Below are 25,961 nucleotides of genomic sequence, written 5' to 3' on the forward strand. Positions count from 1 at the left end.
GATGCGAACTGCCTCAAGACCGAAAAGTGGGGCTGGAAACGGGAATTGCAAGTTAATACTTGAGCGTATGGAGGCGCGCCACGCTGGCGTAGCCGAGCAATTGCAACAAGCCGGCCACCAGGTGGTTGACGTCGCGCAAGGCGATTTTCCGCGCCGGCCCGAACCCCGCCAGCGCGCCGCGCAGCGCCATGGCGCTGGCGTAATCGATGCGCGCCAGGCGCGAACAGTCGAACACCAGCGCCGGATACTGTTCAGCATACTGCTGTATCGCCGGCAGTAAAGGACCAAGTTGCCGTTCTATGATGGACGGCAACATAAAACGGTCGGGCGAGGCCGTCAGCTGTTGCGCCGGCGCCAACGCCACCCGGTGCGGCGGCGTGAACGGCGGCGGCGACACCTCGAATGTCACGCAATAGTCCATGGCGGTCTGGTCGAAGTCCTTGTCGAGGTTTTGCAGCCGCAGCAGTTCGAGCAACAGCAGCCACGGCGCCTCGCCGCCGGCGCGGCGGCCGACCGCCAGCCCGGCGCGCAGCCGCGCCGCCAGCGCCGGCGCGCCCACCACGATCAGCTCGCAATGGCGCGCTTGCAGCTGGCGCAGGGCGTCGAGCAGCAGCGCGCAGCCGTCGGCAGCCACCGCCGCGACGCGGCTGAATTCCAGCCGCAGCACCGGATGGTCGCCGGCCTGGCGCAGCCGCTCCAGCTGCGGCGCGCTCTGCCGGTCCAGCACGCCGGACAGGGCGACGGTCGGCGCTAGGCCGGCCCAGTCCGGGGCGGCGGCGGCCACCGCCCGCCACTGCGGCGGCGAGGTCTCGAAGGTGCTGGCGTAGTCGATCGACAGGCTGTCGAAGGCGTCCTGCTGGCCGCTGGCCTGGTACAGGTCGAACAACATCCACCAGGCGCCGCGCTCGCTGCCGAGCGTGTTGGCCTCGGCCACGGCCGCCTCCAGCAATTGCTGCGCGGCGGCGATGTCGCCGTTGGCGTACAAGATGACGATTTCCTCGGTGAGCGCCGGGCCGGCGCCGGCGGCGGGCAGCGGCGCCGGCGCGCCGGACGGAAGCGCCCCGAGCTGGCTGTCGAACGGGGCGCTGTCCGCAGCCGGCGCGGACGGGCCCGGCGGCCGCTGGCTGCCCCAGGCCGGCTCCGTGTCGCCGAACATGTCGGCCGTCATGGCCGATTCGATGGCGTCGATCTTCAGCGCCGTGGCGCGGGCGAGTTCGCGCAGGCGCGCGGCCTGCTGCTGGCGCACCAGTTCGCTGTCGGCGGCCAGCCGCGCCTGCCCGTCGTCGGTCGGCGGCGGCAGCGCTCCGGCCTTGCTGAAAAGTGAGAACCATCCCATCCGCATAGTGTAGCGCCAAGCGCCGGGCTTGCCGCGCGGCCTGTCGGACGGGAAACGCAAATTTACGTAAAAAAGCACGCGGTGTCAGGCGTGCTTTTTCAGTGGGGTGCCGGCGGCTTAGTCGCCGTACAGTTTTTGCTTCAGCTCGCGGCGTTGCTGGGCTTCCAGCGACAGCGTGGCGGTCGGGCGGGCGATCAGGCGCGGAATGCCGATCGGCTCGCCGGTTTCCTCGCACCAGCCATAGTCGTTGTTGTCGATCGCAACGATCGATTGCTGCACTTTTTTCAGCAGCTTGCGCTCGCGGTCGCGGGTACGCAGCTCCAGCGCGTGCTCTTCTTCGATGGTGGCGCGGTCGGCCGGGTCCGGTACCAGCACGGTTTCGCGCAGGTGTTCGGTGGTTTCGCCGGCGTTTTTCAGCAGCTCTTTTTCCAGGGCTTGCAGCTTGGCCTTGAAGAAAGCCATTTGCGCTGGATTCATGTAGTCCTTGTCATCCATCTTCAGAATTTCTTCTTCGGTCAGGATGCGCTCGGCGGCTGCGGGGGTCGATTTATTAGTTTTGGTCATAACTTCGCTTACCTTCGATACGACAGAGTTTTCAAATTAATCAGCCCGGATTTTGTGGCTTTTAAGCCATCCCCACAAAACCGGGATAGTTTATACCAGACATTGTTCCAAACCGCTAATAAAGATGTCTTTGGGCAGATTTTTACCAATAAACACCATTTTGCTGCCACGAACGTCGTTTTCTCCCCATTTCGCGCCCAGATCGCTGCCCATGATCTGGTGCACGCCCTGGAACACCACCTTGCGGTCGGCGTCCTGCATGAACAATACGCCTTTGTAGCGCAGCATGCGAGGGCCGTACACATTGATCAGGCCGCCGAGGAACTCGTCCAGCTTCGCGGTATCGAATGGACGGTTGCTCTTGAACACGAAGGCGGCGATATCGTCCGTGTGGTGGCTGTGGTGGTGGTCGTGGTCACAGTGTTCGCCATGCGCGTGGTCATGGCCGTGATGGTGATGGTGGCCGCAGTGCTCGTCGTGCACATGGCCTTCTTCGTGGGTCTGTTCGGTCAGCAGGAAGTCGGGGTCGAGTTCCAGCTTGTCGTTCAGGTTGAAGCCTTTCAGGTCCAGCACCTCGGCGATCGGCGCGCGGCCGAAGTCGGACTTGCTGACCGCCGCGCGCGGGTTGATGCGGTGCAGCCGCGCGGTCAGCGCCGCCACCTGTTCCTCGCTGACCAGGTCGGTCTTGGACAGCAGGATCTTGTCGGCGAAACCGACCTGGCGCTGCGCTTCCTCGTGCTGGTCGAGCTGGTCCATGGCGTGGCGGGCGTCCACCACGGTGACCACCGCGTCGAGCATGTAGTTGGCGCCCACTTCGTCGTCGACGAAGAAGGTCTGCGCCACCGGGCCGGGATTGGCCAGGCCGGTGGTTTCGATGACCACGCGGTCGAACTGGATTTCGCCGGCCTCGCGCTTCTGCGCCAGATTGCCGAGCGCGATGATCAGGTCGCCGCGCACGGTGCAGCAGATACAGCCGTTATTCATTTCCACAATCTGTTCGCCGCTGTCCTGCACCAGGATTTCATTGTCGATGTTTTCCTGGCCGAACTCGTTTTCGATGACGGCGATCTTCATCCCATGCTGTTCCTGCAGGATCCGGTTGAGCAGGGTGGTCTTGCCGGCGCCAAGAAAGCCGGTGAGGATGGTGGTGGGAATCATAGCCATGTTGCGTCTGCCGTTCAGTTGTGGGGGATCACCATATGGGGATCAAATGCGTGAATGCAATCGGCTGATTATGCCGGAATTTTTGAAACGCTAGCAATTCGTCCAATTGAGCAATATCAGCACGCGTGCGTTACTTCACTTTAGCCCGTGGGTGGGCCTTGTCATAGACTTCGGCCAGGTGCTGGAAATCGAGCGCGGTGTACACCTGGGTCGAGCTGATGCTGGCGTGGCCCAGCATTTCCTGCACCGCCCGCAAATCGCCCGACGATTGCAGTACATGCGAGGCGAACGAATGGCGCAGCATGTGCGGGTGCACGTGCACCGGCGCGCCGTGGGCGAGGCCATGCTGCTGCAGCCGCTGCTGGATCACGCGCGGCGAGACGCGGCTGCCGCGCGTGCTGACGAACAGCGCGTCGCTGCCGTCGCTGGGCGCCGGGCGCACCGTCAGCCAGGCCTGCAGCGCGTCCATCGCGGCCGTGCCGACCGGCACCACGCGCCGCTTGTTGCCCTTGCCGGTGACGATGACTTCGCGGTTGCCGAGCTCGATCCAGCCCAGGCTGCTCTTGCCGGGTGTCAGGTCCAGCCCGGCCAGCTCGGAGACGCGCAGGCCGCTCGAATACAGCAGCTCGAACATGGCGCGGTTGCACAAGTCGGCCGGCTCGCCGCCGTTGCCGGCGGCCGGCCGCGTCGGCGCGACCAGTTGCACGGCGTCATCAACCGACAGCGCCTTCGGCAGCGTCCTGGCCTGCTTGGGCGCACGCACGCCCTGCACCGGATTGGCGGCCAGCGGGATCTGGTCGCCCAGCCAGTTGAAAAAGCCGCGCCAGCTCGACAGCTTGCGGGCGATGGAACGGGGATCGAGTTGCTGCGCGTGCAGCCTGGCGGTCAGGCGGCGCACGGCGTGGTGGTCGAGCGCGGTCCATGGCTGGCCGGCCGACAGCGCCGCCAGCTCGTGCAGATCGCGCGCGTAGGCGGCCGTGGTGTGCGGCGACAGCTGGCGCACGCCCGCCACGTGGGCGAGGTAGGCGTCGATCCAGGCCAGCTTGCTGTCTGGAGCGTCGCTCATGTCACACGCTCAGGCCAGCAGCCAGGACAGCGCGGTGCTGGCGGTTTCGCCGATGTGGACCAGGAAGTCGGTGGCCATCAGCGACGTGAAGCGGTTGGCGTCCTGCGAGCCCATGATCAGCAGGCCGAAGGCTTGCTTGTCGCCCGGATTGCGCAGCGGAATGATGACGGTCGATACCACCTGCGACGGATCGTCCAGCCAGCGCACCGCCTCGAAGTCCTTGTTGGCGCCGCAGTACGGGGCCAGCAGGCTGTTGGCGAAGATGCGCGCGTCTTCCGACACGCCCTTGACGAACCATTCGTCGGCGTAGTCCGGCGCGGCGCCCCAGATGCGCACCGTCACCTGCGGTACCGCGAAGGCGGTTTTCAGGCCGCTGGTGACGGCGTGCGGCATCGAGCCGACGTCTTCCGATTGCAGCAGGATCTGGGTCCAGCGGTGGAACTTGTTGGCGATGGCTTCGTTTTCCGACGCCAGGCGCATCAAGTTGCTCATGCGCAGTTCCAGCGCCTTGTATTTGTCGCGCAACACTTCCATCTGGCGTTCCTGCAGCGAGACAGCGCGGCCTGTCAGCGGGCTGGCCAGTTTGATTTCACCCAGCAAGTCGGCATGTTCTTCGAAGAACTGCGGGTGCTCGGTCAGGTATTGGGCGACGAGTGTGGAATCCAGAGGGGCGGTCATGAGGTACTTTGTTGGCAAGGTTGGTGTGCAATTTTAAACGAAAAAAAACGGACATGGGGGTTGCCCATGTCCGTGATTCCCCAACTCACGCGGCAGTTCTGTCGACTGCTCGCTTAAAAGTTGTGATGCACGCCGATGCTGTAGAAATTGAAGGTGGTGGCGGCGGTCGCCTTGCGCCGCGTGCCGTCCACGTACAGGTAGGTGCGCGGCGACAGGTTGTAGTCGTAGCCGAGCGAGAATTGCTTGGTGGTAGCGATGGTCGGCACGTTGAACGCGTTGTCCGGCGTTTTGCGGCCGATGCCGGCGCGCACCAGGCCGGGGCCGATGGTGTAGTTGGCGCCGACCATCCAGGCCTTGGTGATCGGGTTGACCGGCACGCTGAAGTCCTGGTCCTGGCGCTGGTAGGTGGCCATCAGCTTCAGGTCGTTGACCGGCTTGAACGAGGCGCCGACCGACCACAGCTTGGTGTCGACCGCGTTGCGCTCGACCGCCGCGTAGGCCGAGAACGGCCCCTTGGTGGCGGTGGCGCTGACCGAGTACGGGTACACCGCCGCCCGCGTATTGGCCGGGAACTGCGGCGCGGCCGCCGTGCCGCGGCCGATGATGACCGGGTTGTTGTTGGCCTCGCGCGTGGCCACCGTGACGTTGAGCTGGAAGATGCCGCCGATCACCGGCGTGTTGTAGAACACCGCGTTGGAGAAGCGGTTCAGCGAGTTGCCTGCCACGCTCATCGGGTCGCTGGTGTAGCCGGCCACTTGCAAATCGGTCTGGTAGCCGGCCACGGCCGGCATGCCGGACCATGGCTCGTAGGCGGTGCTGGTTTCCTGGAAGGCGGTCAGGCCGCGGCCGATGCGCAGCGTGCCGAAGTCGCCCTGCAGGCCGACCCGGCTCTGGCCCTGGAATAGCGGACGCACGGTGCTTTCGATGACGCCGGTGTCCGGCTCGTAGCGGATCTCCAGCTGGAACAGCGCTTTCAGGCCGCTGCCCAGGTCCTCGACGCCGCGAAAGCCCAGCTTGTTGTTATCGCGCTTGCCGACGGCGGTGAGGTCGGTGTCGGTGCGCCGCGACATGCCGGCGTCCAGCGTGCCGTAGATGGTGACGGACGATTGCGCATACGCGCCGGAAAAAACACCCGTGAGGGCCAGAGCCACCAAAGTTTTTTTCATTTGTTTTTCCTTTATCAGTGTAATTCGCATCCCCGCCGCCATTACCTTACTGGGTGCTTGCGGCCATGGCGCTGGAATGGTCGTGTATGACGGCTTGTTTTGGTCGAAAGCCGCAGAACCCCGGCATCTTGTTGTATTTTTGAAACGCTTGTCAGCCGCGCTATTGAGGCCTTTTTGCTTTCATTCGGGCATCAAAACAGCTCTAGCGTACAAGCAGGGCAGGGGGCGCCGCTTGTGACAGATCAAGCCCGCGCGCATATATGGTTGGTGTGTGGTGCCGATCGCACGTTACACTAGGATACAAATGGCGCCGCAGACCGCACAGTGGCCCACCCCGCTTCGATGACATGCACACAGAGACAATGGCCAATCGAGAAGAGTTAGGGATCATCAGGGGCGCCCGCGCCGGAGACGCGGACTGCCAACTGGCGCTGGGCAAGTTGTATTTGTTCGGCGGCGCCAGCCTGCCGCTGAACGTGCCGACCGCGCTGCACTGGCTGGACCGCGCCGCGCGCCAGCAGTGCGCCGAGGCGTGGCAACTGATCGGCAGCCATATTCCGTTTGACGTCGCGCGCCATGCCATGCCCGATGCGCTGTGCTGGTATCAGCTTGCCAGCGCCGCCGGCATCGCCGCCGCCGCGCAGGTGCTGGCGCAGCTCACGCAACAGCAAGCCGCATCACCGCCGCCGGCCAGCCAGCACGCCACCCGCGCCGCGCCCGGCACGATCACCGCACCCGGCAAGATCACCGCGCCTGGCACGGCCACCACGCCCGGTCCGGGCGGCGCTGCCGCCGCTGTCGCGGCCCGCGCTGGCCGGACCGCAGCGGCGCCGCGTGCGCCATCGTCCGCCGCCGTGCGGGCGCCCTGCGATCCCGGCCTGATCGCTGGCCGCTATGCGGAATTGGCTCAACTCTGGCAGCACGACCACGCGGCCTTCGCGCGGCAAGCGCGCGCGCTGCTGCGCCTGGCGCCGGATGCGCCCGATCCCGATCTTGCACAATGCCGCGAGCTGGCCGCGCAAGGCGGCGACCGCCAGGCGCAGCTGGCGCTAGGCCTGTGGTTCGCGCGCATGGACGGCGCCGGCAAGCGTCAGCGGCATGGCATCGCCGCCGTCAATTTCAAGAAAGCGATCCGCTGGCTGACGCAGGCCGGCGAGCAGGGCCTGGCCGAAGCCTGGTATGCGCTGTCGCGCATCTATCTGAAACCGGAATTTTCGCAACGCTGCGTGGCCGAAGCGCAAAGCTATCTGGAACGCGCGGCAGAGATGGGCCACGTCGCCGCGCAGCTGGAGTGCGGCATGTACGCGTGGCGCAACCGCCGCACCGACGAGGACAGCGATGTGCGCGCCGCCTACTGGCTGCAAAAGCCGCCGCGCAAGGCTGCGCCGAGGCCGAGGCGGCGTTGGCGCGGGTGGCGGCGGAACCCGCCGAGGCGGGCTGGCTGAGCGACCTGGTCACCTGTCTGACGCGGGAATTGTTGGAAAGCCAGCCGCTGCTGGCGGCACGGCTGGAACTGGCCGCGCTGTTCGGCCTGAGCCGGGCGGAAGCGTTGCTGCTGGACGTCAAGCGGGCCGATCACGGGCACTGCCTGGTGATCGACATCCGCGCCAGCTACGGCCGCAGCAAGCGCCGCCTGGTGCTGCTGCGCACCGGTCGCGAACGGCAGGCGCTGGACCGCATCGTGCGGCTGTTCGAGGCGATCGACAGCGGGCCGGACGGGTGGGAGGGGAACTATCGCCAGCGCTTGTACCGGCTGAAGACCTGGTTGCCGTCGGATTTGTTGGTTGCCTAGCCTCCGTCATTCCGGCGCAGGCCGGAATCCATGGGCCGCTGGCTGGGACGTGCCGCATGGGTTCCCGCCTGCGCGGGAACGACGTTCAGATGTCGATTTCGCCTTCAAACACGGTCACGGCCGGACCGGTCAGGAATACCGGCTGGCCTTCGCCAGCCCAGGCGATCGACAGCTGGCCGCCGCGCGCGTCCACCCGCACCGGGCTGTCCAGCAGGCCGCGACGAATGCCGGCCACGGCCGCAGCGCAGGCGCCAGTGCCGCACGCCAGCGTCTCGCCGACGCCGCGCTCGAACACGCGCAGCTTGACGTGCTGGCGATCAATCACTTGCATGAAGCCGGCGTTGACGCGGTTCGGGAAGCGCACATGGTGCTCGATCAGCGGCCCGGTCAGCTCCACCGGCGCCGTCTCCACGTCCTCGACCACCTGCACCGCGTGCGGGTTGCCCATCGATACCGCCGAAATCAGCACGCTCTCGCGCGCGCCGCCCAGTTCCAGCAGCAGCGGCCACAGCGTATCGCGGCCCTGCGGTTCGCCGTCCAGGCCTTCCGCATCGAACGGCACGCGGCCCGGTTCCAGGATCGGCGCGCCCATGTCGACCGTGATGCTGCCGTTGGCTTCCAGCCGCGGCACGATGACGCCGGCCTTGGTCTGCACGGTGATCGATTGCTTGTCGGTCAGGCCTTTTTCCGAAACGAATTTAACGAAGGCGCGCGAGCCGTTGCCGCACTGTTCTACCTCGCCACCGTCGGCGTTGAAGATGCGATAGCGGAAATCGCAGCCGGCCGCGGTCGGCTTTTCCACCAGCAGGATCTGGTCGGCGCCGACGCCGAAGCGGCGGTCGCCCAGCCGCTGCCATTGCGCGGGCGTGAAATCGATGTGCTGGTTGACGCCATCGATGACGACGAAGTCGTTGCCAGCGCCGTGCATTTTGGTGAATTTCAGTTTCATGGGCAGTTTAGTGTTTGCTGTACAGCGAAGGCTCGCCATCCGGGCGCGTCTTGAAGCGTTTATGGGTCCAGAAATATTCGGCCGGCGCCTCGCGCACGCGTTCCTCGATGAACTCGTTCATGCGGCGGGTGGCGGCCACCATATCGTCGCCCGGATAATTGTCCCACACCGGATAGAATTTCACACGGTATCCCTGGTAATTCGGCAGGAAGGTGGCGATCACCGGCATCACCTGCGCGCCGGTGGTGGCGGCGATGCGCGCGGTGGCGGTCAGCGTGGCGGCCTGTATGCCGAAGAAGGGCACGAACTCGGCGTCCTTCTCGCCGAAATCCATGTCCGGCAGCATGAAATACGGCAACTTGTCGCGCAGCGCGCGCAGGATGGGCTTGATGCCGTCCTGGCGCGTGAACAGCTTGACCGGGCGGAAGCGGGCGCGGCCGGCGCGCAGCACCTTGTCGAAGGCGGCGTTCTTTTGCGTCACATACATCGACGAGGCGGACGCCTCCATGGCGATGGCGGCGCCGGCCACGTCGAGGCAGACGAAGTGCGGGCACAGCAGGATGGTCGGCCTGGCGGTCATCTCGGCCACCGGGATTTCGCCGCCCGGCTCGATCTGGATCAGGCGTTTCAAGCGCGCCTCCGGCGCCCACCACAGGATGGAGCGTTCCCACACGCTGCGCGAGTAGGCCTGGAAGTGGCGGCGCGCGATGGCCACGCGCTCGGCTTCGGTCAGTTCCGGCATGGTCAGGCGCAGGTTGGTCAGCGCGATATGGCGGCGCGAGCGCAGCGTGGCGAACAGCAGGCTGCCGACGGCGTCGCCAAAGCGGCCCAGCAGCGGCAAGGGCAGCCAGTGCAGCAGCCACATCAGTCCTAATAACAATTTCATGCGTTTTCTCCCGCCTTGGCAGCTGGCGCCTCGATACCGTTCGGCACCTTGTAGCGGTTGTAGCTCCAGTAATATTGCGACGGGTTGCGGGCGATCAGGCGCTCCATGGCGTCGTTGATGGCCTGCGCCTGGGCGGCGCTGTCGCCGTCCAGCGACCCGTCAAAGGGCACGAAGCGTACCACATAGCCCTTGCCGCCGGGCAGGCGCTCGGCGTAGGTGATGATGACGGTGGCGTCGCCCAGCAGGGCCAGCTTGGCTGGCAGCGTCATGGTGTAGGCGTCGCGGCCGAAGAACCTGGCCCACACGCCTTCGCCCTCCTGTGGCACCTGGTCGGGCAGCACGCCGACCGGCTGGCCCTTCTTGAGGAACTTGGCCAGCATGCGCACGCCCGACATATTGGCCGGGGCCAGCAGCAGGTTGTGGCGCGCGCGGGCGCCCTCGATCAGCGGCTTGAGCGCCTCTTTTAGGCGGCCGGTACATCACCATCAGCTCGTTGCGCAGCGCGATTTCCTGGGCGACGATCTCGAAACAGCCCAGGTGTGGCGTCATGAACACAATGCCGCGACCGGCGTCGAGTTCGGTCTGCACCAGTTCCCAGTTCTCCAGCGTGGCGTGGCGCGACACGCGGGCCGGGTCGGCGCACCAGATGAAGGGCAGCTCGAACATGCTCTTGCCGGCCTCGCCGATGGCGGCGTTCAGGTACTGGCTATAGCCGGCCTGGCGCATATTGTCGCGCATGCGGCGGCGGTAGGAGGGCGAGGCGGCATACACCAGCCAGCCCAGCGCGGCGCCGGCCGCGTGCAGCACGGACAAGGGAAGAATCGATAAAAAACGAAAAAGTGGAACCAGCATGAAAGATTTTGGCCTGTGTTGAGAGCAAGCTTTTTTAAAAAAGCGTAAAATACCACGTTAAGTAGTAACCGCTGAGTTAATGACAACTTGCGATGCGGTATATAAATCTCGCTAAAGCGTCGCAAGCCGGGTTGGTATGCGACAGTATTATATTCACACCATCTCAGGAGCTTGCGATGTCTAATGATTATCTTTTCACCTCGGAATCCGTTTCGGAAGGTCACCCAGACAAGGTTGCTGACCAGATTTCCGACGCCATCCTCGACGCGATTCTGACCCAGGACCCGAAAGCCCGTGTTGCCGCCGAAACGCTGTGCAATACCGGCCTGGTGGTGCTGGCAGGTGAAATCACCACCCACGCCAACGTTGATTATATTCAAGTGGCGCGGGAAACCATCAAGCGCATCGGCTACGACAACACCGACTACGGCATCGACTACAAGGGTTGCGCCGTGCTGGTGGCTTACGACAAGCAATCGCCGGACATCGCCCAGGGCGTGGACGAGGGCGCCGGCCTGGACCTGGACCAGGGCGCCGGCGACCAGGGCCTGATGTTCGGCTACGCCTGTGACGAGACCGCCGAGCTGATGCCGGCCGCGATTCACTACGCGCACCGCCTGGTCGAGCGCCAGTCGCAGCTGCGCAAGGATGGCCGCCTGCCGTGGCTGCGTCCGGACGCCAAATCGCAAGTCACGCTGCGTTATGTGAACGGCCGCCCGGTTGCGGTGGACACCGTGGTGCTGTCGACCCAGCACGCGCCGGAAATGCTGCACAAGCAGATCGAAGAGGCGGTTATCGAGGAGATCATCAAGCCGGTGCTGCCGAAGGAATGGCTGCAGGACACCAAATACCTGGTCAACCCGACCGGCCGTTTCGTCATCGGCGGCCCGCAGGGCGACTGCGGCCTGACCGGCCGCAAGATCATCGTCGACACCTACGGCGGCGCTTCGCCGCACGGCGGCGGCGCGTTCTCCGGCAAGGACCCGTCCAAGGTCGACCGTTCGGCCGCTTACGCCGCCCGTTACGTGGCCAAGAACGTGGTGGCCGCCGGCCTGGCGCGCCAGTGCCAGGTACAGGTGTCGTACGCGATCGGCGTGGCGCGTCCGATCAATATCACCGTCTACACCGAAGGCACCGGCGTCATTCCTGACGAGAAAATCGCCCAGCTGGTGCAGGAGCACTTCGACCTGCGTCCGAAAGGCATCGTGCAGATGCTGGACCTGCTGCGCCCGATCTACACCAAGTCGGCGGCGTATGGCCACTTCGGCCGCGAAGAGCCGGAATTCTCGTGGGAGCGCACCGACAAGGCCGCCATCCTGCGCGAAGCCGCCGGCCTGAAATAATCAGCGTCTGTCGTACCTAAAAACACCAACGCCCCGTTTCCGGGGCGTTGTCATTTGGGGCGCTTGGGTAGCGGCGGTATGGGATTGGGTGGAAGATACTTACGGAGGGTCCTCTGTCGGGATCATGATATATCCAGAGTCTGGTTGGTAATTACTTGCGCATCGTTACGCAAACGTCGGGTTAATAGCAGGTCGTGCGAAAATTTGCTGGTTCCCACGGCGTATTTTCTTCGCAGTTCCAGTAAGCTATCCTCAACACTGTTCACTGGAAAATTGTCGTTGATCTTCATGCGAACGATCAAAGAACCTAGTGTCAAGCCAAACCCAGCGTGCCAATAACGCGGTTACCAGCACTTCAGCGTAGCTAACGTGGTACTGCAGTTCCTGAGATTCATCCCAGATGACGTCGCGCGGGCCGATAGCCATGGTCAGCTCCGCATAAAGGAGCTACACGTACATCGTGTTTGCACGGAGGATGTTGAGCCAGCGCAAACGGGCGGATTGTTGTCGCCATCGCCGGTTAACGATGCTAGAATGCACGTTCCGAGGAGCGCTGCGACGGACTTGATTCGCCAGGCTCGGAGATCCCCAACCGCGCTCACGTTACTTTTTTCAACACATGAAAGGAGGGCGTGATGAACGCCGTACTCAAATCCGCTCAAGACTACCTGGTTGCCGATATCTCGCTGGCGCCATGGGGCAACAAAGAAATCAAGATCGCTGAAACCGAAATGCCTGGCCTGATGGCGATCCGCGAAGAATTCGCCGCCGCCCAGCCGCTGAAGGGCGCCCGCATCACCGGTTCGCTGCACATGACCATCCAGACCGCCGTGCTGATCCAGACGCTGGAAGCGCTGGGCGCGCAAGTACGCTGGGCCTCGTGCAATATCTACTCGACCCAGGACCACGCCGCCGCCGCCATCGCCGCCAACGGCACGCCGGTGTTCGCCATCAAGGGCGAAACCCTGGACGAATACTGGGACTACACCCACCGCATCTTCGAGTGGCCAGCCGACGCCTCGGGCGCGCCGGTCTACTCCAACATGATCCTGGACGACGGCGGCGACGCCACGCTGCTGCTGCACCTGGGCGCGCGCGCTGAAAAAGATATCTCGGTACTGGCCGCGCCTGGCTCGGAAGAGGAAATCTGCCTGTTCAACGCCATCAAGAACCACCTGGCCAAGGACCCGGCCTGGTATTCGAAGCGCCTGCCGCACATCCTGGGCGTGACCGAAGAGACCACCACCGGCGTGCACCGCCTGTACCAGATGCACAAGGAGGGCAAGCTGGCCTTCCCGGCCATCAACGTCAACGACTCGGTCACCAAGTCCAAGTTCGACAACCTGTACGGCTGCCGCGAATCGCTGGTGGACGGCATCAAGCGCGCCACCGACGTGATGGTCGCCGGCAAGATCGCCGTCATCGCCGGTTATGGTGACGTCGGCAAGGGCTCGGCCCAGGCGATGCGCGCGCTGTCGGCGCAAGTGTGGGTCACCGAGATCGATCCGATCTGCGCGCTGCAGGCGGCGATGGAAGGCTACCGCGTGGTGACCATGGACTACGCCGCCGAACACGGCGACATCTTCGTCACCTGCACCGGCAACTACCACATCCTGACCGAAGAGCACATGCTCAAGATGAAGGACCAGGCCATCGTCTGCAACATCGGCCACTTCGACAACGAGATCGACGTCGCGTCGCTGAAGAAGTACACCTGGGAAAACATCAAGCCGCAGGTCGATCACGTGATCTTCCCGTCGGGCAAGCGCATCATCCTGCTGGCCGAAGGCCGCCTGGTCAACCTCGGTTGCGGCACCGGCCACCCGTCGTACGTGATGTCGTCGTCGTTCGCCAACCAGACCATCGCCCAGATCGAGCTGTTCGCCAACACCGACAAGTACCCGGTCGGCGTGTACGTGCTGCCGAAGCACCTGGACGAGAAGGTCGCGCGCCTGCAACTGAAGAAGCTGAACGCGCAACTGACCGTGCTGACTCCTGAGCAAGCCGCTTACATCGGCGTGACGCAGGAAGGTCCGTACAAGCCGGATCACTACCGTTACTAATCCCCCGCACGTCATTCCCGCGCAGGCGGGAATCCATGCTGGGCGCCCATACCCGGCGCTCGATGGGCTCCCGCCTGCGCGGGAGCGACGTCTCTTGCAGCGAGAACTTTCACTATGCGTTTGGTCCTTACCTGGTTAATCAATGCAGTTGCCCTGCTGGCAGTGCCTTACCTCATGCATTCCGTCGATGTCACAAGCATAGGCGCAGCCCTCGTCGCCGCTCTTGTACTGGGCCTGGTAAATACGCTGATACGCCCCGTGCTGTTGTTGCTGACCCTGCCCGTGACCCTGCTGTCGCTGGGCCTGTTCATCTTCCTGGTCAACGGCTTCATGTTCTGGCTGGTGGCGCAATGGGTCGATGGTTTCCGTGTCGACAGTTATCTTGCGGCGGTCGGTGGCGCTGTGTTGTACAGCATTATTTCCTGGGCTCTGTCTACCTTACTTTTGAAGAACTCAGATGGCTAACCCAAACTTCAGTATCGAATTCTTTCCGCCGAAAACGGCGGAAGGCGCGGACAAGCTGCGCGCCACGCGCGCCAAGCTGTCCGAGCTGAAACCCAAATATTTCTCGGTGACCTTCGGCGCCGGCGGCACCACGCAGCAGGGCACGCTGGACACGGTGGTCGAGATCATGGCGGCCGGCGAAGACGCCGCGCCGCACCTGTCCTGCGTCGGCGGCACGCGCGAGTCGATCCGCGCCATCCTGGCCGAATACAAGTCGCACAATATCCAGCGCGTGGTCGCACTGCGCGGCGACCTGCCGAGCGGCTACGGCGCCGGCGGCGAATTCCGTTACGCCAATGAGCTGGTGGAGTTCATCCGCCAGGAGACGGGCGACCACTTCCACATCGAAGTGGCGGCCTACCCGGAAGTGCACCCGCAGGCCCGTTCGCCGCAGGACGACCTGCTGGCCTTCGAGCGCAAGATCAAGGCCGGCGCCAATTCGGCCATCACCCAGTATTTCTACAATGCCGACGCTTACTTCCAGTTCGTCGAGCAGGCGCAGAAGCTGGGCATCGACGCGCCCATTGTGCCGGGCATCATGCCGATCCTGAACTACACGCAGCTGATGCGCTTCTCGGACATGTGCGGCGCCGAGATTCCGCGCTGGGTGCGACTGAAGCTGGCCAGCTTCGGCGACGATACCGCGTCGATCAAGGCCTTCGGCCTGGATGTGGTGTCGGCGCTGGGCGAGCGCCTGCTCAAGGGCGGCGCGCCCGGCCTGCACTTCTACAGCATGAACCAGGCCGCGGCGACTACTGCGCTGTGGCAGCGCCTGGCCCCCGCCGCCGCCGTCATTCCCGCGTAGGCGGGAATCCATAGGCGGCATGGGACGCGGCGGCGTACCGTCCCGCCTACGCGGGAGCGACGGGGAGGGCTTCGGTGATGATGCGGTCCAGCGCCACATCATGGGCATCGCCGGCAAACTGCACTTGCAGGCACTGGTAGGCAATGCCCAATGCCTGCGGGCGCGGCGCGTGGCGCGCCAGCGTGCGGTCGTAAAAACCGCCGCCGTAGCCCAATCGATAACCTTGCGGATTGAATCCCAGACAGGGCACCAGCAACGCCGGCGGATAGCCGGCCTGCAAGCGCAGGTCGGCCGGCACCGCCACTCCCATCTTGTCCTTCACCATCTCCTCGCCGATGCGCCATTCGGCAAACTCCAGCGCCGCATCCTTTTGCACCACCACCGGCAGCAGCAGCCGCGCGCCCAGGCGCGCCAGCTCGACGTAGGCGGGATGCAGATCCGGCTCGTCGCGCAGCGGCCAATACACGCCCAACGCCGCCGGCCGCGCCGCCTTCCACCATGCGATAACGTGGTCGCCGATGGCGCAGTCCCAGGTCGCGCGCGTGGCCGGATCGAGCGCGCGCCGCGCGGTGAGCAGCTGCTTGCGCAATTCGGTCTTCGCTACTGGTGATACGGACGCGCTGCGTGGTATTCTAGGGTCGCTGGTCATATTTGGTTCAAGACTTTAGAGAGTTGCACAGTGATTTCTGCTTCGAAATGGATTGCCGGCGCCTTCGTCGTTGCCTTTGCCTCGCTTGCCCACGCCGACGACATCAGCGCGGATAGCCGCAGGGACGACGATGCCTTCCTGCTGTTGCGCGACGCCGTGCGCCAGGACGACGCCACCAAGGTGGATTTCTACGCGGCGCGCCTGAGCAGCTACTCCATTCCGTCCTACGTCGATTATTATCGGCTGAAATCGCGCCTGAAGGACGCCACGCAGGCCGACATTCGCGATTTCTTCAAGCGCTATCAGGGCCAGGCCATCGTCGACCGGCTGCGCAACGACTGGCTGCTGGAACTGGGCCGCAAGCGCGACTGGGCCACCTTCGACGAACAGTATCCGCTGTTTGTGCTCAACGACGACACCCAGGTCAAATGCTACGCGCTGATTTCGCGCGCGCTCAAAGGCCAGAAAGTGGCCGACGAGGCGCGCGCTCTGTTGACCTCACCGTCGGTCTACGGCCAGCCGTGCGCGGACCTGATCGCCACGCTGTACCAGGCCGGCCAGTTCAGCACCGAAGACCTGTACGCGCAATTGCGCTTGGCCGGTGAGTTCAACGCCACCGGCCAGGCGCGCCGCATCGTCGCGCTGCTCGACGGCCCGGAAAGAAAGCCGTGCAGGCGGTCGACCTGCCGACGGTGGCGGTGGCCAAGGGCATGGGGCCAAGCAAGGTGGAGCACCAGATCTTCATCGTCGCCCTCGGCCGCCTGGCCAAGACCAGCAGCAAGCTGGCGGTGCTGGGACTGAACAAGGCGATGCCGAAGATGTCGGCGCAGGAGCAGCAGCAGGCGTGGGCGGCGATCGCGCTGCAAACCTCGTACTCGCTGTCGCCGGAAACTACCGACTACTGGCGCCGCGCCAACGGCGCGCAGCTGTCGAACGACCAGCTCCAGTGGAAGACCCGCATCGCGCTGCGCAATGGCGACTGGCGCCAGATCGAGAACAATATCCGCGCCATGCCGCCGGCGCTGCGCAGCGATCCGGCCTGGGTGTACTGGCTGGGCCGCGCGCTGATGGCGCGCGACGGCGTCACCAGCCAGCCGACCGGCGAGGCCTTGCAGCTGTTCCGCAGCATCTCCGACCAGTCCAACTACTACGGCCAGCTGGCGCTGGAGGAAACCGGCAAGCTGATTACCATTCCCACGCCGGGCGCGCCGATCTCGCAGGCCGAGATCGCGCCGATCGCCGCCAACCCGAACATCCAGCGCGCGCTGAAGTTCTTCGGCATGCGTCTGCGCTTCGAGGGCACACGCGAATGGAACTGGGCGCTGCGCAGCATGAACGAGCGCGAACACCTGGCCGCCGCTGAATACGCGCGCCAGAACAATATCCTTGACCGCATGGTCAATACCTCGGAGCGCACCCGCATCCAGGTCGACTATTCGCAGCGCTTCCCGTCGCCGCACAACGATGTGATGCATCCGGCCACGCAGACGCTGGGCCTGGACAAGGCCTGGGTGTATGGCCTGATCCGGCAAGAGTCGCGCTTCATCATGGACGCGCAATCGCACGTCGGCGCCTCGGGCCTGATGCAGGTGATGCCGTCCACCGGCCGCTGGGTCGCCAAGAAGCTGGGCCTGACCGACTTCGCGCAGGAGATGCTGAGCGATGTGCGCTACAACATCATGCTGGGCACGAACTACCTGAACATGGTGCTGGGGAATATGGATGGCAACGAGGTGCTGGCCACCGCCGCCTACAACGCCGGGCCGGGGCGCCTGCGCTCGTGGCGCGCCACGCTGACCAAGCCGATGGACGCCACGGTGTTCATCGAATCGATTCCGTTTTACGAGACGCGCACCTACGTCAAGAACGTGATGTCGAACGCCACCTACTACGCGGCGCTGTTTGAAGGACGGCCGCAATCGCTGAAGGCGCGCCTGGTCACGGTCGGCCCGAAAGGCTATACCCAGGCCGAGGAACAGGAAACCAGTTTCGGGCCGCGCTGATTTACTTCATACAGGAACACCATGCAGACTACCCAACTCGACCCAGGCCTGTCGCAAACCCTGGCCGCCGCGCGCGAGCCTGGCCTCACGCTGGTCATCGGCAATAAGAATTACTCGTCCTGGTCCATGCGGCCATGGGTGGTGATGACCGCCTTCGGCATTCCGTTCCAGGAAGTGCGCGTGCTGCTGGACCAGGAGGATACCGCCACGCGCCTGTGCAGCTATTCGGCCTCCGGCCGGGTGCCGGTGCTGCTGGCCGGCGAAGAGATGACCATCTGGGACAGCATGGCCATCTGCGAATATCTGGCCGAGCAGTTCCCCGAACTGCATTTGTGGCCGCGGGACGTGGCGGCGCGCGCCATGGCGCGCTCGGTCTGCGCCGAAATGCACGCCGGCTTCAGCGACCTGCGCAACGCGATGTCGATGAACATCCGCGCCAGCTATCCGGGCAAGGGCCGCACGCCGGGCACGCAGGCCGACATCGGCCGCATCGGCGAAATCTGGGAAGAGTGCCTGGCGCGCTTCGGCCATCACCAGTTCCTGTTCGGCGACTTCTCGATTGCCGACGCCTACTACGCGCCGGTGGTGCTGCGCTTCCGCACCTATGGCGTGTCGCTGGCGCCGGCGCTGGACGCCTACTGCCAGCGCGTGCTGGCCCATCCGGCCGTGGCGCGCTGGGTCAGCGAAGCGCTGGCCGAAACCGAAACGGCGCCCAGGCACGACGCCGAGATGCCGGACTAAGAATATGCAAACCTATGTAGTAGGCGGCGCGGTACGGGATGCGCTGCTAGGCCTGCCGGTCAAGGACCATGACCATGTGGTGGTGGGCGCCACGCCGGACCAGATGATCGCCTTGGGCTACCGCCCGGTCGGCAAGGACTTCCCGGTGTTCCTGCATCCGCAAACGCAGGAGGAATACGCGCTGGCGCGCACCGAGCGCAAGACCGCCCCCGGTTACAAGGGCTTCGTGTTCCACACCTCGGCCGATGTCACGCTGGAAGAGGACCTGGTGCGGCGCGACCTGACCATCAACGCCATGGCGCGCGCCGACGACGGCAGCATCACCGATCCATACGGCGGCCAGCGCGATATCGAACAGCGCATCTTCCGCCACGTGTCCGGCGCGTTTGCCGAAGACCCGGTGCGCATCCTGCGGCTGGCGCGCTTCGCCGCGCGCTTCAGCGAATTCACCGTGGCGCCGGAAACCAACGCGCTGATGAAGCAGATGGTGGCCGACGGCGAAGTCGATGCGCTGGTGGCCGAACGCGTGTGGCAGGAACTGGCGCGCGGCGTGATGGAAGAGAAACCCTCGCGCATGTTCGAGGTGCTGCGCGACTGCGGCGCGCTGGCGCGCATCCTGCCTGAACTCGACGCGCTGTGGGGCGTGCCGCAACCGGAGAAGTGGCATCCGGAGATCGACACCGGCGTCCACGTGATGCAGGTGATCGACTGCGCCGCCAGGCTGGGACGCGAACTGCCGGTGCGCTTCGCCTGCCTGATGCACGATCTGGGCAAGGGCGTGACGCCAGCCGACAACTGGCCGGCGCACCACGGCCACGAAGGCCTGGGCGTGAAACTGGTGGAGCAGGTGTGCAAGCGCCTGCGCGTGCCTAGCGAAAGCCGCGACCTGGCGGTGATGACCGCGCGCGAGCATGGCAACGTCGGCCGCGCGCTGCAACTGCGCGCCAACACCATCGTCACGCTGTTCGAGCGCTGCGACGCCTTCCGCAAGCCGGCGCGCTTCTCGCAGATGCTGCTGGCGACCGAATGCGATGCGCGCGGCCGCATCGGGCCGGACGCCAGCTATGCCGAGGCGCCGTTCCCGCAACTGGCGCATCTGGAAACCGCGCTGGCGGCCGCGCGCGCCGTCAATGCCGGCGAAATCGCGCAAGGCAGCGCCGACAATCCGCAACGCATCCCTGAGCGGGTGCACGCGGCGCGGGTGCGCGCCGTCAAGGACGCGCTGAAGGAAGAAGACGCGGAATGAGCGCGGACCTGTTCCAGAATCCGCTGCGCCGCTTGCGGAACCGGGACGGCAAGCGTCCCACGGTGCTGGTGAAGGAACTGCGCGAGCGCGACCGCCGCCGCATGCTGCGGCATTTTCTGGAACTGGAGGACAGCGACCGCCTGCTGCGCTTCGGCTCCGTGCTGCCGGACGAGCAGGTAAGCAGCTACGTCAACGGCATCGACTTCGCGCGCGACATGGTCTTTGGCGTCTACAACCGCGTGTTCCGGCTGGTGGCCGTGGGCCACCTGGCGTTCGCGCCGCGCGAGCTGTCGAGCACGGTCACGGACAAGGAACGGGTGGCGGAATTCGGCCTCTCGGTCAGCCGCACGGCGCGCGGCATGGGCGTCGGCGCAAGGCTGTTCGAGCGCGCCGCCATCCATTGCCGCAACAACGACGTCGACACGCTCTACATGCACTGCCTGTCGTCCAACAAGACGATGATGCACATCGCCAAAAAGGCCGGCATGGAAATCCACCGCGACTACGGCGAGGCCGACGCCTACCTCAAGCTGCTGCCGGCCGATCCGTCGAGCGTGCTGCAGGAAGCGCTGCATGAACAGTTCGCGGTGCTCGACTACACCTACAAGGCCAACAAGCGCATCGCCGCCAAGTGGCTGGGGCGCCTGATCGGCCGCAAATAACTCAATCCGCCAGCGGCAGGGCGGTGGTGTCCTTGATGCGTTGCAGGGCGAACGAGGACTTCACGTCCAGCACCGCCGGGTGGCGCAGCAGCGTCGCCATCATGAAGCGCGAGAAGTGGTCCATGTCTTCCACGTGCACGCGCAGCAGGTAGTCCATTTCACCGGTCATGGCGTAGCAGGCCACCACTTCCGGCCATTGCGCCACCGATTCGGCGAAGTCGGCGCGCGGCGACGGCGGCGCGTTGGCCGCGCCCAGCGCGCGCGCGTTGCTGTGCGCGGCCGCGTCGCTGTGCTTCTCCAGCCGCACGTTGACATAGGCCAGCAGACCGAGGCCGATCTTGTCCGGGTCCAGCAGCGCCACGTATTGACGGATCACGCCCGCTTCTTCCAGGCGCTTGATGCGGCGCAGGCACGGCGACGGCGACAAGGCCACCAGCTCCGCCACATCCTGGTTCGACAGCCGGCCATCGGATTGCAATATGGAAAGAATCTTACGGTCGGTTTTGTCCAGCGCGATCTTAGTCATAAATACCTCGGAAATTCGGAATTGAGGCAATATTATTGCTCAAAATCGGCAGTCGTGGGAATTGTTTGCAATTTACTGCCGCTAAACCGGATCTATACTGTGCGCTAATATAACCAGGAGACACGCATGCAATTCCAGCCATGGGACAACCCGATGGGCACCGACGGGTTCGAATTTGTCGAGTACGCGGCGCCCGATCCCAAAGCCCTCGGCGCGCTGTTCGAGAGCATGGGCTTTACCGCCATCGCCCGCCACCGCCACAAGGATGTGACCCTGTACCGACAGGGCGACATCAACTTCATCATCAACGCCGAGCAGGACTCCTTCGCGCAGCGCTTCGCGCGCCAGCACGGCCCGTCCGTGTGCGCGATCGGCATCCGCGTGCAGGACGCGGCGTTGGCCTACCGCTCAATGCTGGAAAAGGGCGCCTGGGGCTTTGACAACAAGACCGGCCCGATGGAGCTGAACATCCCTGCCATCAAGGGCGTCGGCGATTCGTTGATCTATCTGGTGGACCGCTGGCGCGGCAAGAACGGCAACCAGCCGGGCGGCATCGGCGACATCAGCATCTATGACGTCGACTTCGTGGCGATTCCGGGCGCGGACCCGCACCCGGTCGGCCATGGCCTGACTTATATCGACCACCTGACCAACAACGTCCATCGCGGCCGCATGAAGGAGTGGGCGGACTTCTACGAGAAGATGTTCAACTTCCGCGAGGTGCGCTACTTCGACATCGAGGGCAAGCTGACCGGCCTGAAGTCGAAGGCCATGACTTCGCCGTGCGGCAAGGTGCGCATTCCGATCAACGAATCGTCCGACGACAAGTCGCAGATCGCCGAGTACCTGGACGAGTACCACGGCGAAGGCATCCAGCACATCGCGCTCGGCACCGACGATATCTACTCGTCGATCGAGGGCATGAAGCAAGAGGGCATCGCCTTCCAGGACACCATCGAAACCTACTACGAACTGGTGAACCGCCGCCTGCCGAACCACGGCGAGCGCCTGGACGACCTGCGCCGCCTGCGCATCCTGATCGATGGCCAGAGCAACGAGCACGAACGCGAGCTGCTGCTGCAAATCTTCACGCAGAACGTGATCGGCCCGATTTTCTTCGAGATCATCCAGCGCAAGGGCGACCAGGGCTTCGGCGAAGGCAACTTCCGTGCGCTGTTCGAGTCGATCGAGCTGGATCAGATCAAGCGCGGCGTGTTGCAGGACACCTGCAAGGCTCCCGCATAAGGAGTAGAGTAGTGCCAGGCCGGTAGCGAAGCACATAGACGGAGCACCGGCGCCACGCGGCAGAGCCTACCCGGCACTCGCCGCGCTGCGTATCTGAAAATTTGGAGACAAAACAATGAATGCACCTCAAAAGGGTTTGCTGTTGAATCCGTCCGTCGATACGTCCGACATCACGCTGGACGATAAATGGACGCTGGAGCGCGGCCGCGCTTTCATGACCGGCACGCAAGCGCTGATCCGCCTGCCGATGATGCAGCGCGAGCGCGATCTCAAGGCGGGCCTGAACACCGCAGGCTATATCACCGGCTACCGCGGCTCCCCGGTCACCAGCGTCGACATGACGGCGATGAAGGCCAGGAAGTACCTCGACGAGCACCACGTCAAATTCCATCCCGGTATGAACGAAGACCTCGCGGCCACCGCCGTCTGGGGCACCCAGCAAACCAATTTGTTTAAAGACGCCAAGTACGACGGCGTGTTCGCCATGTGGTACGGCAAAGGCCCCGGCGTGGACCGCTGCGGCGACGTCTTCAAGCACGCCAACAATGCCGGCTCGGCGCGGCATGGCGGCGTGCTGGTGCTGGCCGGCGACGACCACGCGGCCAAGTCGTCCTCCACCGCGCACCAGTCGGACCATATTCTGAACGCCTGCGGCATTCCGGTGCTGTATCCGTCGTCGGTGCAGGAGTACATCGACTACGGCCTGCACGCATGGGCGATGAGCCGCTACACCGGCCTGTGGGTGTCGATGAAGTGCGTCACCGACATCATCGAATCCGGCGCCGTGGTGGACTTCGACCCGGACCGCGTGCAGATCGCGCTGCCGACCGACTTCGACCTGCCGGAAGGCGGCCTGAATATCCGCTGGCCCGACACCGTGCTGGACATGGAAGTGCGCATGAACAGCTACAAGTGGTACGCCGCGCTGGCCTACTGCCGCGCGAACAAACTGAATAAAATCATCTGGGATTCGCCGACGCCGAAGATCGGCATCATTACCGCCGGCAAATCGTATCTCGACACGCGCCAGGCGCTGGCCGACCTGGGCATCGACGAGCAGGCCGCCGCCGATATCGGCATCCGCCTGTACAAGATCGGCATGACCTGGCCGCTGGAAGCGGAAGGCGTGCAGGAATTTGCCAAGGGCCTCGATGAAATCCTGGTGGTGGAAGAGAAGCGCCAGATCCTCGAATACGCGCTGAAGGAGGAGCTGTACAACCTGCCGGACGGCCAGCGCCCGCGCGTGGTCGGCAAGTTCGACGACACCGGCGAGTGGAGCAACCACGGCAAGACCGGCCACGGCGACTGGCTGCTGCCGGCGACCTATGAACTGAACCCGGCGCAGATCGCGCGCGCCATCGCCTCGCGCATCGCCCACTATTGCAAGGACCATCCGGTGGCCAGGCGCGTGCAGGAACGCGTGGCCTACCTGGAGGCGAAAGAGCTGGCGCTGAAATCGCTGCCGACCAAGGCCAATCCGCAAACCGACCGCACGCCGTTCTTCTGCTCCGGCTGCCCGCACAATTCGTCGACCAAGGTGCCGGAGGGCTCGCGCGCGCTGGCCGGCATCGGCTGCCATTACATGGTGCTGTGGATGGACCGCGAAACCTCGACCTTCACCCACATGGGCGCGGAGGGCGTAACGTGGGTCGGGCAGGCGCCGTTCACCAACGAAAAGCACGTGTTCACCAATCTCGGTGACGGCACCTACTTCCACTCCGGCATATTGGCGATCCGCGCGGCCGTCGCGGCCAAGGTGAATATCACCTACAAGATCCTGTTCAACGACGCGGTGGCGATGACCGGCGGCCAGCAGTTCGACGGCCCGCTCGATCCCGGCATGATCTCGCGCCAGATTGCGGCGGAAGGCGTGACGCCGATTATCGTCGTCACCGACGAGCCGGAAAAATACCCGTCCGATTACAACTGGGCGCCCGGCGTCACCGTGCGCCACCGCAGCGAATTGATGGACGTGCAGCGCGAACTGCGCGACAAGCCCGGCGTGTCGGCCATGATCTACGACCAGACCTGCGCGTCCGAAAAACGCCGCCGCCGCAAACGCAATGAATATCCCGATCCGGCCAAGCGCGCGGTGATCAACGAAGCGGTGTGCGAAGGCTGCGGCGACTGTTCGGTGCAGTCCAACTGCCTGTCGGTGGAGCCGCTGGAGACGGAGTTGGGCCGCAAGCGCCAGATCAACCAGTCTTCATGCAACAAGGACTTCTCCTGCACCACCGGCTTCTGCCCGAGCTTTGTCACGGTGGAAGGCGGCGCGCTGAAGAAACCGAAGAAGGCCGCCACCGGCGAAGCGCCGCAAGCCGTGCTGCCGACGCCTGTGCTGCCGTCGACCGCGACGCCGTTCGGCATCCTGATCACCGGCATCGGCGGCACCGGCGTGGTAACGGTCGGGCAGATCCTCGCCATGGCGGCCCACGTGGAGAACAAGGGCGCGATCGTGCTGGACATGAGCGGCCTGGCGCAGAAGGGCGGCCCGGTGATGTCGCACGTGCGGCTGGCGGATCACCAGAGCGATCTGCACTCGACGCGCGTCGGCACCGGCAGCGCCGATCTGGTGATCGGCTGCGACCTGATCGTCACCGCTTCGCGCGACGCCTTGTCGCGCATGGGCGAAGGGCGCACGCATGCGATGATCAACTCCACCGGCTCCTCGACCGCCGCGTTTGTGAAGAACCCGGACTGGCAATTCCCGGACGCCGGCTCGCGCGGCGAGATCATTCGCGCCTGCGGCAACGACAACGTCGATTTCGTCGACGCCGGCCAGATCGCCACCGCGCTGATGGGCGACTCCATCGCCACCAATATGTTCATGCTGGGCTACGCCTTCCAGAAGGGCCATGTGCCGCTGAGCGAGGCGGCGCTGATCAAGGCGATTGAGCTGAACGGCGTGTCGGTGGCCTTCAACAAGGCCGCCTTCCACTGGGGCCGCACCGCCGCCCACGATCTGGCGTCGGTGACCCGACTGACCACGCCGGCCAAGGTGATCGAGTTCAAACGCATCCAGACGCTCGACGACATCATCGCCCGGCGCGTCGAGCTGCTGACGGCCTACCAGGACGCCAGCTACGCCCGCCGCTACCAGGCCTTCGTCGAGCAGGTGCGCGCCGAGGAAGCGAAGCTGGGCAAGTCCACGCGCCTGACCGAGGCGGTGGCGCGCTACTACTACAAGTTGATGGCCTACAAGGACGAATACGAAGTCGCCCGCCTGTACACCGACGGCGCCTTCCAGCAGAAAGTGGCCGGCATGTTCGACGGCGACATCAAGCTGAAATTCCACCTGGCGCCGCCGATTTTCGCCAGGACCGACGCCAATGGCCATCTGGTCAAGAAGGAATTTGGTCCTTGGATGATGAAGGCTTTCGGCGTGCTGGCCCGGTTCAAGGGCTTGCGCGGCACCGCGCTGGACCCGTTCGGCCGCACGGCGGAACGCAAGATGGAACGCGCGCTGATCGCCGAGTACCGCGATACCGTCGCTGCCCTGCTGCCGAAGCTGACGGCTGAGAACCTGGCGCAGGCGGTGGCCATCGCCAGCATTCCGGAGGATATCCGCGGCTATGGCCACGTCAAGGAGCGGCATCTGCTGGCGGCCAAGCAGAAAGAGGCCAAGCTACTGGCCGACTTTGGCAAACCCGCATCTGGTGTGGAGGTCAGCGCAGCCTCGCACGCAGCCTGATTCATTTCCATGGTAGTACCTTGGCGGCCC

General features: G+C 64.6%; 19 protein-coding genes, 3 pseudogenes and 1 riboswitch. Of the genes and pseudogenes, 11 read left to right on the forward strand and 11 right to left on the reverse strand.

Annotated elements, in window-relative coordinates; translation table 11 throughout:
- Positions 1–52: 52 nt before the first annotated feature.
- The 6 genes from ACRQ5J_RS02865 to ACRQ5J_RS02890 all read right to left on the reverse strand — a co-directional run bounded on the left by ACRQ5J_RS02865 (position 53) and on the right by ACRQ5J_RS02890 (position 5,974).
- Entirely contained in the window at positions 53–1,342 is a 1,290-nt protein-coding gene (locus ACRQ5J_RS02865) for an STAS domain-containing protein (protein WP_432381061.1), read from the reverse strand.
- Positions 1,343–1,453: 111 nt separating this feature from the next.
- Entirely contained in the window at positions 1,454–1,900 is a 447-nt protein-coding gene (gene dksA, locus ACRQ5J_RS02870; RefSeq protein ID WP_072788156.1) for an RNA polymerase-binding protein DksA, read from the reverse strand.
- A 90-nt stretch (positions 1,901–1,990) separates the two neighbouring features.
- Positions 1,991–3,064, reverse strand: a complete 1,074-nt coding sequence (locus ACRQ5J_RS02875) for a CobW family GTP-binding protein (protein ID WP_432381062.1) — start codon at positions 3,062–3,064, stop codon at positions 1,991–1,993.
- Between the two features lie 130 nt (positions 3,065–3,194).
- Positions 3,195–4,130 (reverse strand): tyrosine recombinase XerC, encoded by a 936-nt coding sequence (locus ACRQ5J_RS02880; protein ID WP_432381063.1) that lies wholly within the window; start codon positions 4,128–4,130, stop codon positions 3,195–3,197.
- 9 nt (positions 4,131–4,139) lie between these two features.
- The gene (locus ACRQ5J_RS02885) at positions 4,140–4,808 is read right to left on the reverse strand and encodes a DUF484 family protein (protein WP_432381064.1); all 669 of its coding nucleotides are present in this window, start codon (positions 4,806–4,808) and stop codon (positions 4,140–4,142) included.
- A gap of 113 nt (positions 4,809–4,921) precedes the next feature.
- Positions 4,922–5,974, reverse strand: coding sequence for a porin (locus ACRQ5J_RS02890; protein ID WP_432381065.1), 1,053 nt, complete (start codon positions 5,972–5,974; stop codon positions 4,922–4,924).
- Between the two features lie 362 nt (positions 5,975–6,336).
- Here ACRQ5J_RS02890 and ACRQ5J_RS02895 point away from each other — a divergent pair.
- Positions 6,337–7,766: pseudogene (locus ACRQ5J_RS02895) on the forward strand (tetratricopeptide repeat protein).
- 85 nt (positions 7,767–7,851) lie between these two features.
- On the opposite strand, the gene dapF reads toward ACRQ5J_RS02895, so the two are convergent.
- The 3 genes and pseudogenes from dapF to ACRQ5J_RS02910 form a co-directional block, all read right to left on the reverse strand.
- Entirely contained in the window at positions 7,852–8,715 is an 864-nt protein-coding gene (dapF, locus tag ACRQ5J_RS02900; RefSeq protein WP_432381066.1) for a diaminopimelate epimerase, read from the reverse strand.
- 7 nt (positions 8,716–8,722) lie between these two features.
- Entirely contained in the window at positions 8,723–9,601 is an 879-nt protein-coding gene (locus tag ACRQ5J_RS02905) for a lipid A biosynthesis acyltransferase (RefSeq protein WP_432381067.1), read from the reverse strand.
- A pseudogene (locus ACRQ5J_RS02910) lies at positions 9,598–10,453 on the reverse strand (lysophospholipid acyltransferase family protein). Before ACRQ5J_RS02910 ends, ACRQ5J_RS02905 begins: the two are co-directional and overlap by 4 nt.
- Before the next feature lie 176 nt (positions 10,454–10,629).
- On the opposite strand from ACRQ5J_RS02910, the gene metK reads away from it, so the two are divergent.
- The 4 genes from metK to metF all read left to right on the forward strand — a co-directional run bounded on the left by metK (position 10,630) and on the right by metF (position 15,168).
- Positions 10,630–11,796: a methionine adenosyltransferase gene (gene metK, locus ACRQ5J_RS02915; protein ID WP_432381068.1), complete on the forward strand. Its 1,167-nt coding sequence runs from the start codon at positions 10,630–10,632 to the stop codon at positions 11,794–11,796.
- A 539-nt stretch (positions 11,797–12,335) separates the two neighbouring features.
- Positions 12,336–12,403, forward strand: a riboswitch (S-adenosyl-L-homocysteine riboswitch).
- 28 nt (positions 12,404–12,431) lie between these two features.
- On the forward strand, positions 12,432–13,859 hold the full coding sequence (gene ahcY, locus ACRQ5J_RS02920; RefSeq protein ID WP_432381069.1) for an adenosylhomocysteinase: 1,428 nt from the start codon (positions 12,432–12,434) through the stop codon (positions 13,857–13,859).
- A 114-nt stretch (positions 13,860–13,973) separates the two neighbouring features.
- Positions 13,974–14,324 carry a phage holin family protein gene (locus ACRQ5J_RS02925; RefSeq protein WP_432381070.1) on the forward strand — a complete coding sequence of 117 codons (351 nt, stop codon included), beginning with the start codon at positions 13,974–13,976 and terminating at the stop codon, positions 14,322–14,324.
- The gene (gene metF / locus ACRQ5J_RS02930; RefSeq protein ID WP_432381071.1) at positions 14,317–15,168 is read left to right on the forward strand and encodes a methylenetetrahydrofolate reductase [NAD(P)H]; all 852 of its coding nucleotides are present in this window, start codon (positions 14,317–14,319) and stop codon (positions 15,166–15,168) included. Before ACRQ5J_RS02925 ends, metF begins: the two co-directional genes overlap by 8 nt.
- A gap of 46 nt (positions 15,169–15,214) precedes the next feature.
- Here metF and ACRQ5J_RS02935 read toward each other — a convergent pair whose 3' ends face one another.
- On the reverse strand, positions 15,215–15,757 hold the full coding sequence (locus ACRQ5J_RS02935) for a 5-formyltetrahydrofolate cyclo-ligase (RefSeq protein ID WP_432381072.1): 543 nt from the start codon (positions 15,755–15,757) through the stop codon (positions 15,215–15,217).
- A gap of 90 nt (positions 15,758–15,847) precedes the next feature.
- Here ACRQ5J_RS02935 and ACRQ5J_RS02940 point away from each other — a divergent pair.
- The 4 genes and pseudogenes from ACRQ5J_RS02940 to ACRQ5J_RS02955 all read left to right on the forward strand — a co-directional run bounded on the left by ACRQ5J_RS02940 (position 15,848) and on the right by ACRQ5J_RS02955 (position 20,469).
- Positions 15,848–17,820: pseudogene (locus ACRQ5J_RS02940) on the forward strand (transglycosylase SLT domain-containing protein).
- A 21-nt stretch (positions 17,821–17,841) separates the two neighbouring features.
- On the forward strand, positions 17,842–18,561 hold the full coding sequence (locus ACRQ5J_RS02945; protein WP_432381073.1) for a glutathione S-transferase family protein: 720 nt from the start codon (positions 17,842–17,844) through the stop codon (positions 18,559–18,561).
- Between the two features lie 4 nt (positions 18,562–18,565).
- Positions 18,566–19,807: a multifunctional CCA addition/repair protein gene (locus ACRQ5J_RS02950; protein WP_432381074.1), complete on the forward strand. Its 1,242-nt coding sequence runs from the start codon at positions 18,566–18,568 to the stop codon at positions 19,805–19,807.
- On the forward strand, positions 19,804–20,469 hold the full coding sequence (locus ACRQ5J_RS02955) for a GNAT family N-acetyltransferase (protein ID WP_432381075.1): 666 nt from the start codon (positions 19,804–19,806) through the stop codon (positions 20,467–20,469). Before ACRQ5J_RS02950 ends, ACRQ5J_RS02955 begins: the two co-directional genes overlap by 4 nt.
- Before the next feature lies 1 nt (position 20,470).
- On the opposite strand, the gene ACRQ5J_RS02960 is transcribed toward ACRQ5J_RS02955, so the two are convergent.
- On the reverse strand, positions 20,471–20,995 hold the full coding sequence (locus tag ACRQ5J_RS02960; RefSeq protein WP_432381076.1) for an Lrp/AsnC family transcriptional regulator: 525 nt from the start codon (positions 20,993–20,995) through the stop codon (positions 20,471–20,473).
- A 126-nt stretch (positions 20,996–21,121) separates the two neighbouring features.
- Between ACRQ5J_RS02960 and hppD the strand changes: the two genes are divergently transcribed.
- Together hppD and ACRQ5J_RS02970 are read left to right on the forward strand one after the other, a co-directional pair.
- Entirely contained in the window at positions 21,122–22,240 is a 1,119-nt protein-coding gene (hppD, locus tag ACRQ5J_RS02965) for a 4-hydroxyphenylpyruvate dioxygenase (RefSeq protein ID WP_432381077.1), read from the forward strand.
- Positions 22,241–22,355: 115 nt separating this feature from the next.
- Positions 22,356–25,931 carry an indolepyruvate ferredoxin oxidoreductase family protein gene (locus tag ACRQ5J_RS02970; RefSeq protein WP_432381078.1) on the forward strand — a complete coding sequence of 1,192 codons (3,576 nt, stop codon included), beginning with the start codon at positions 22,356–22,358 and terminating at the stop codon, positions 25,929–25,931.
- The last annotated feature ends 30 nt before the right edge of the window (positions 25,932–25,961 follow it).

This window comes from Duganella sp. P38 (genome assembly GCF_050859475.1).
Classification (GTDB): Bacteria; Pseudomonadota; Gammaproteobacteria; order Burkholderiales; family Burkholderiaceae_D; genus Rugamonas.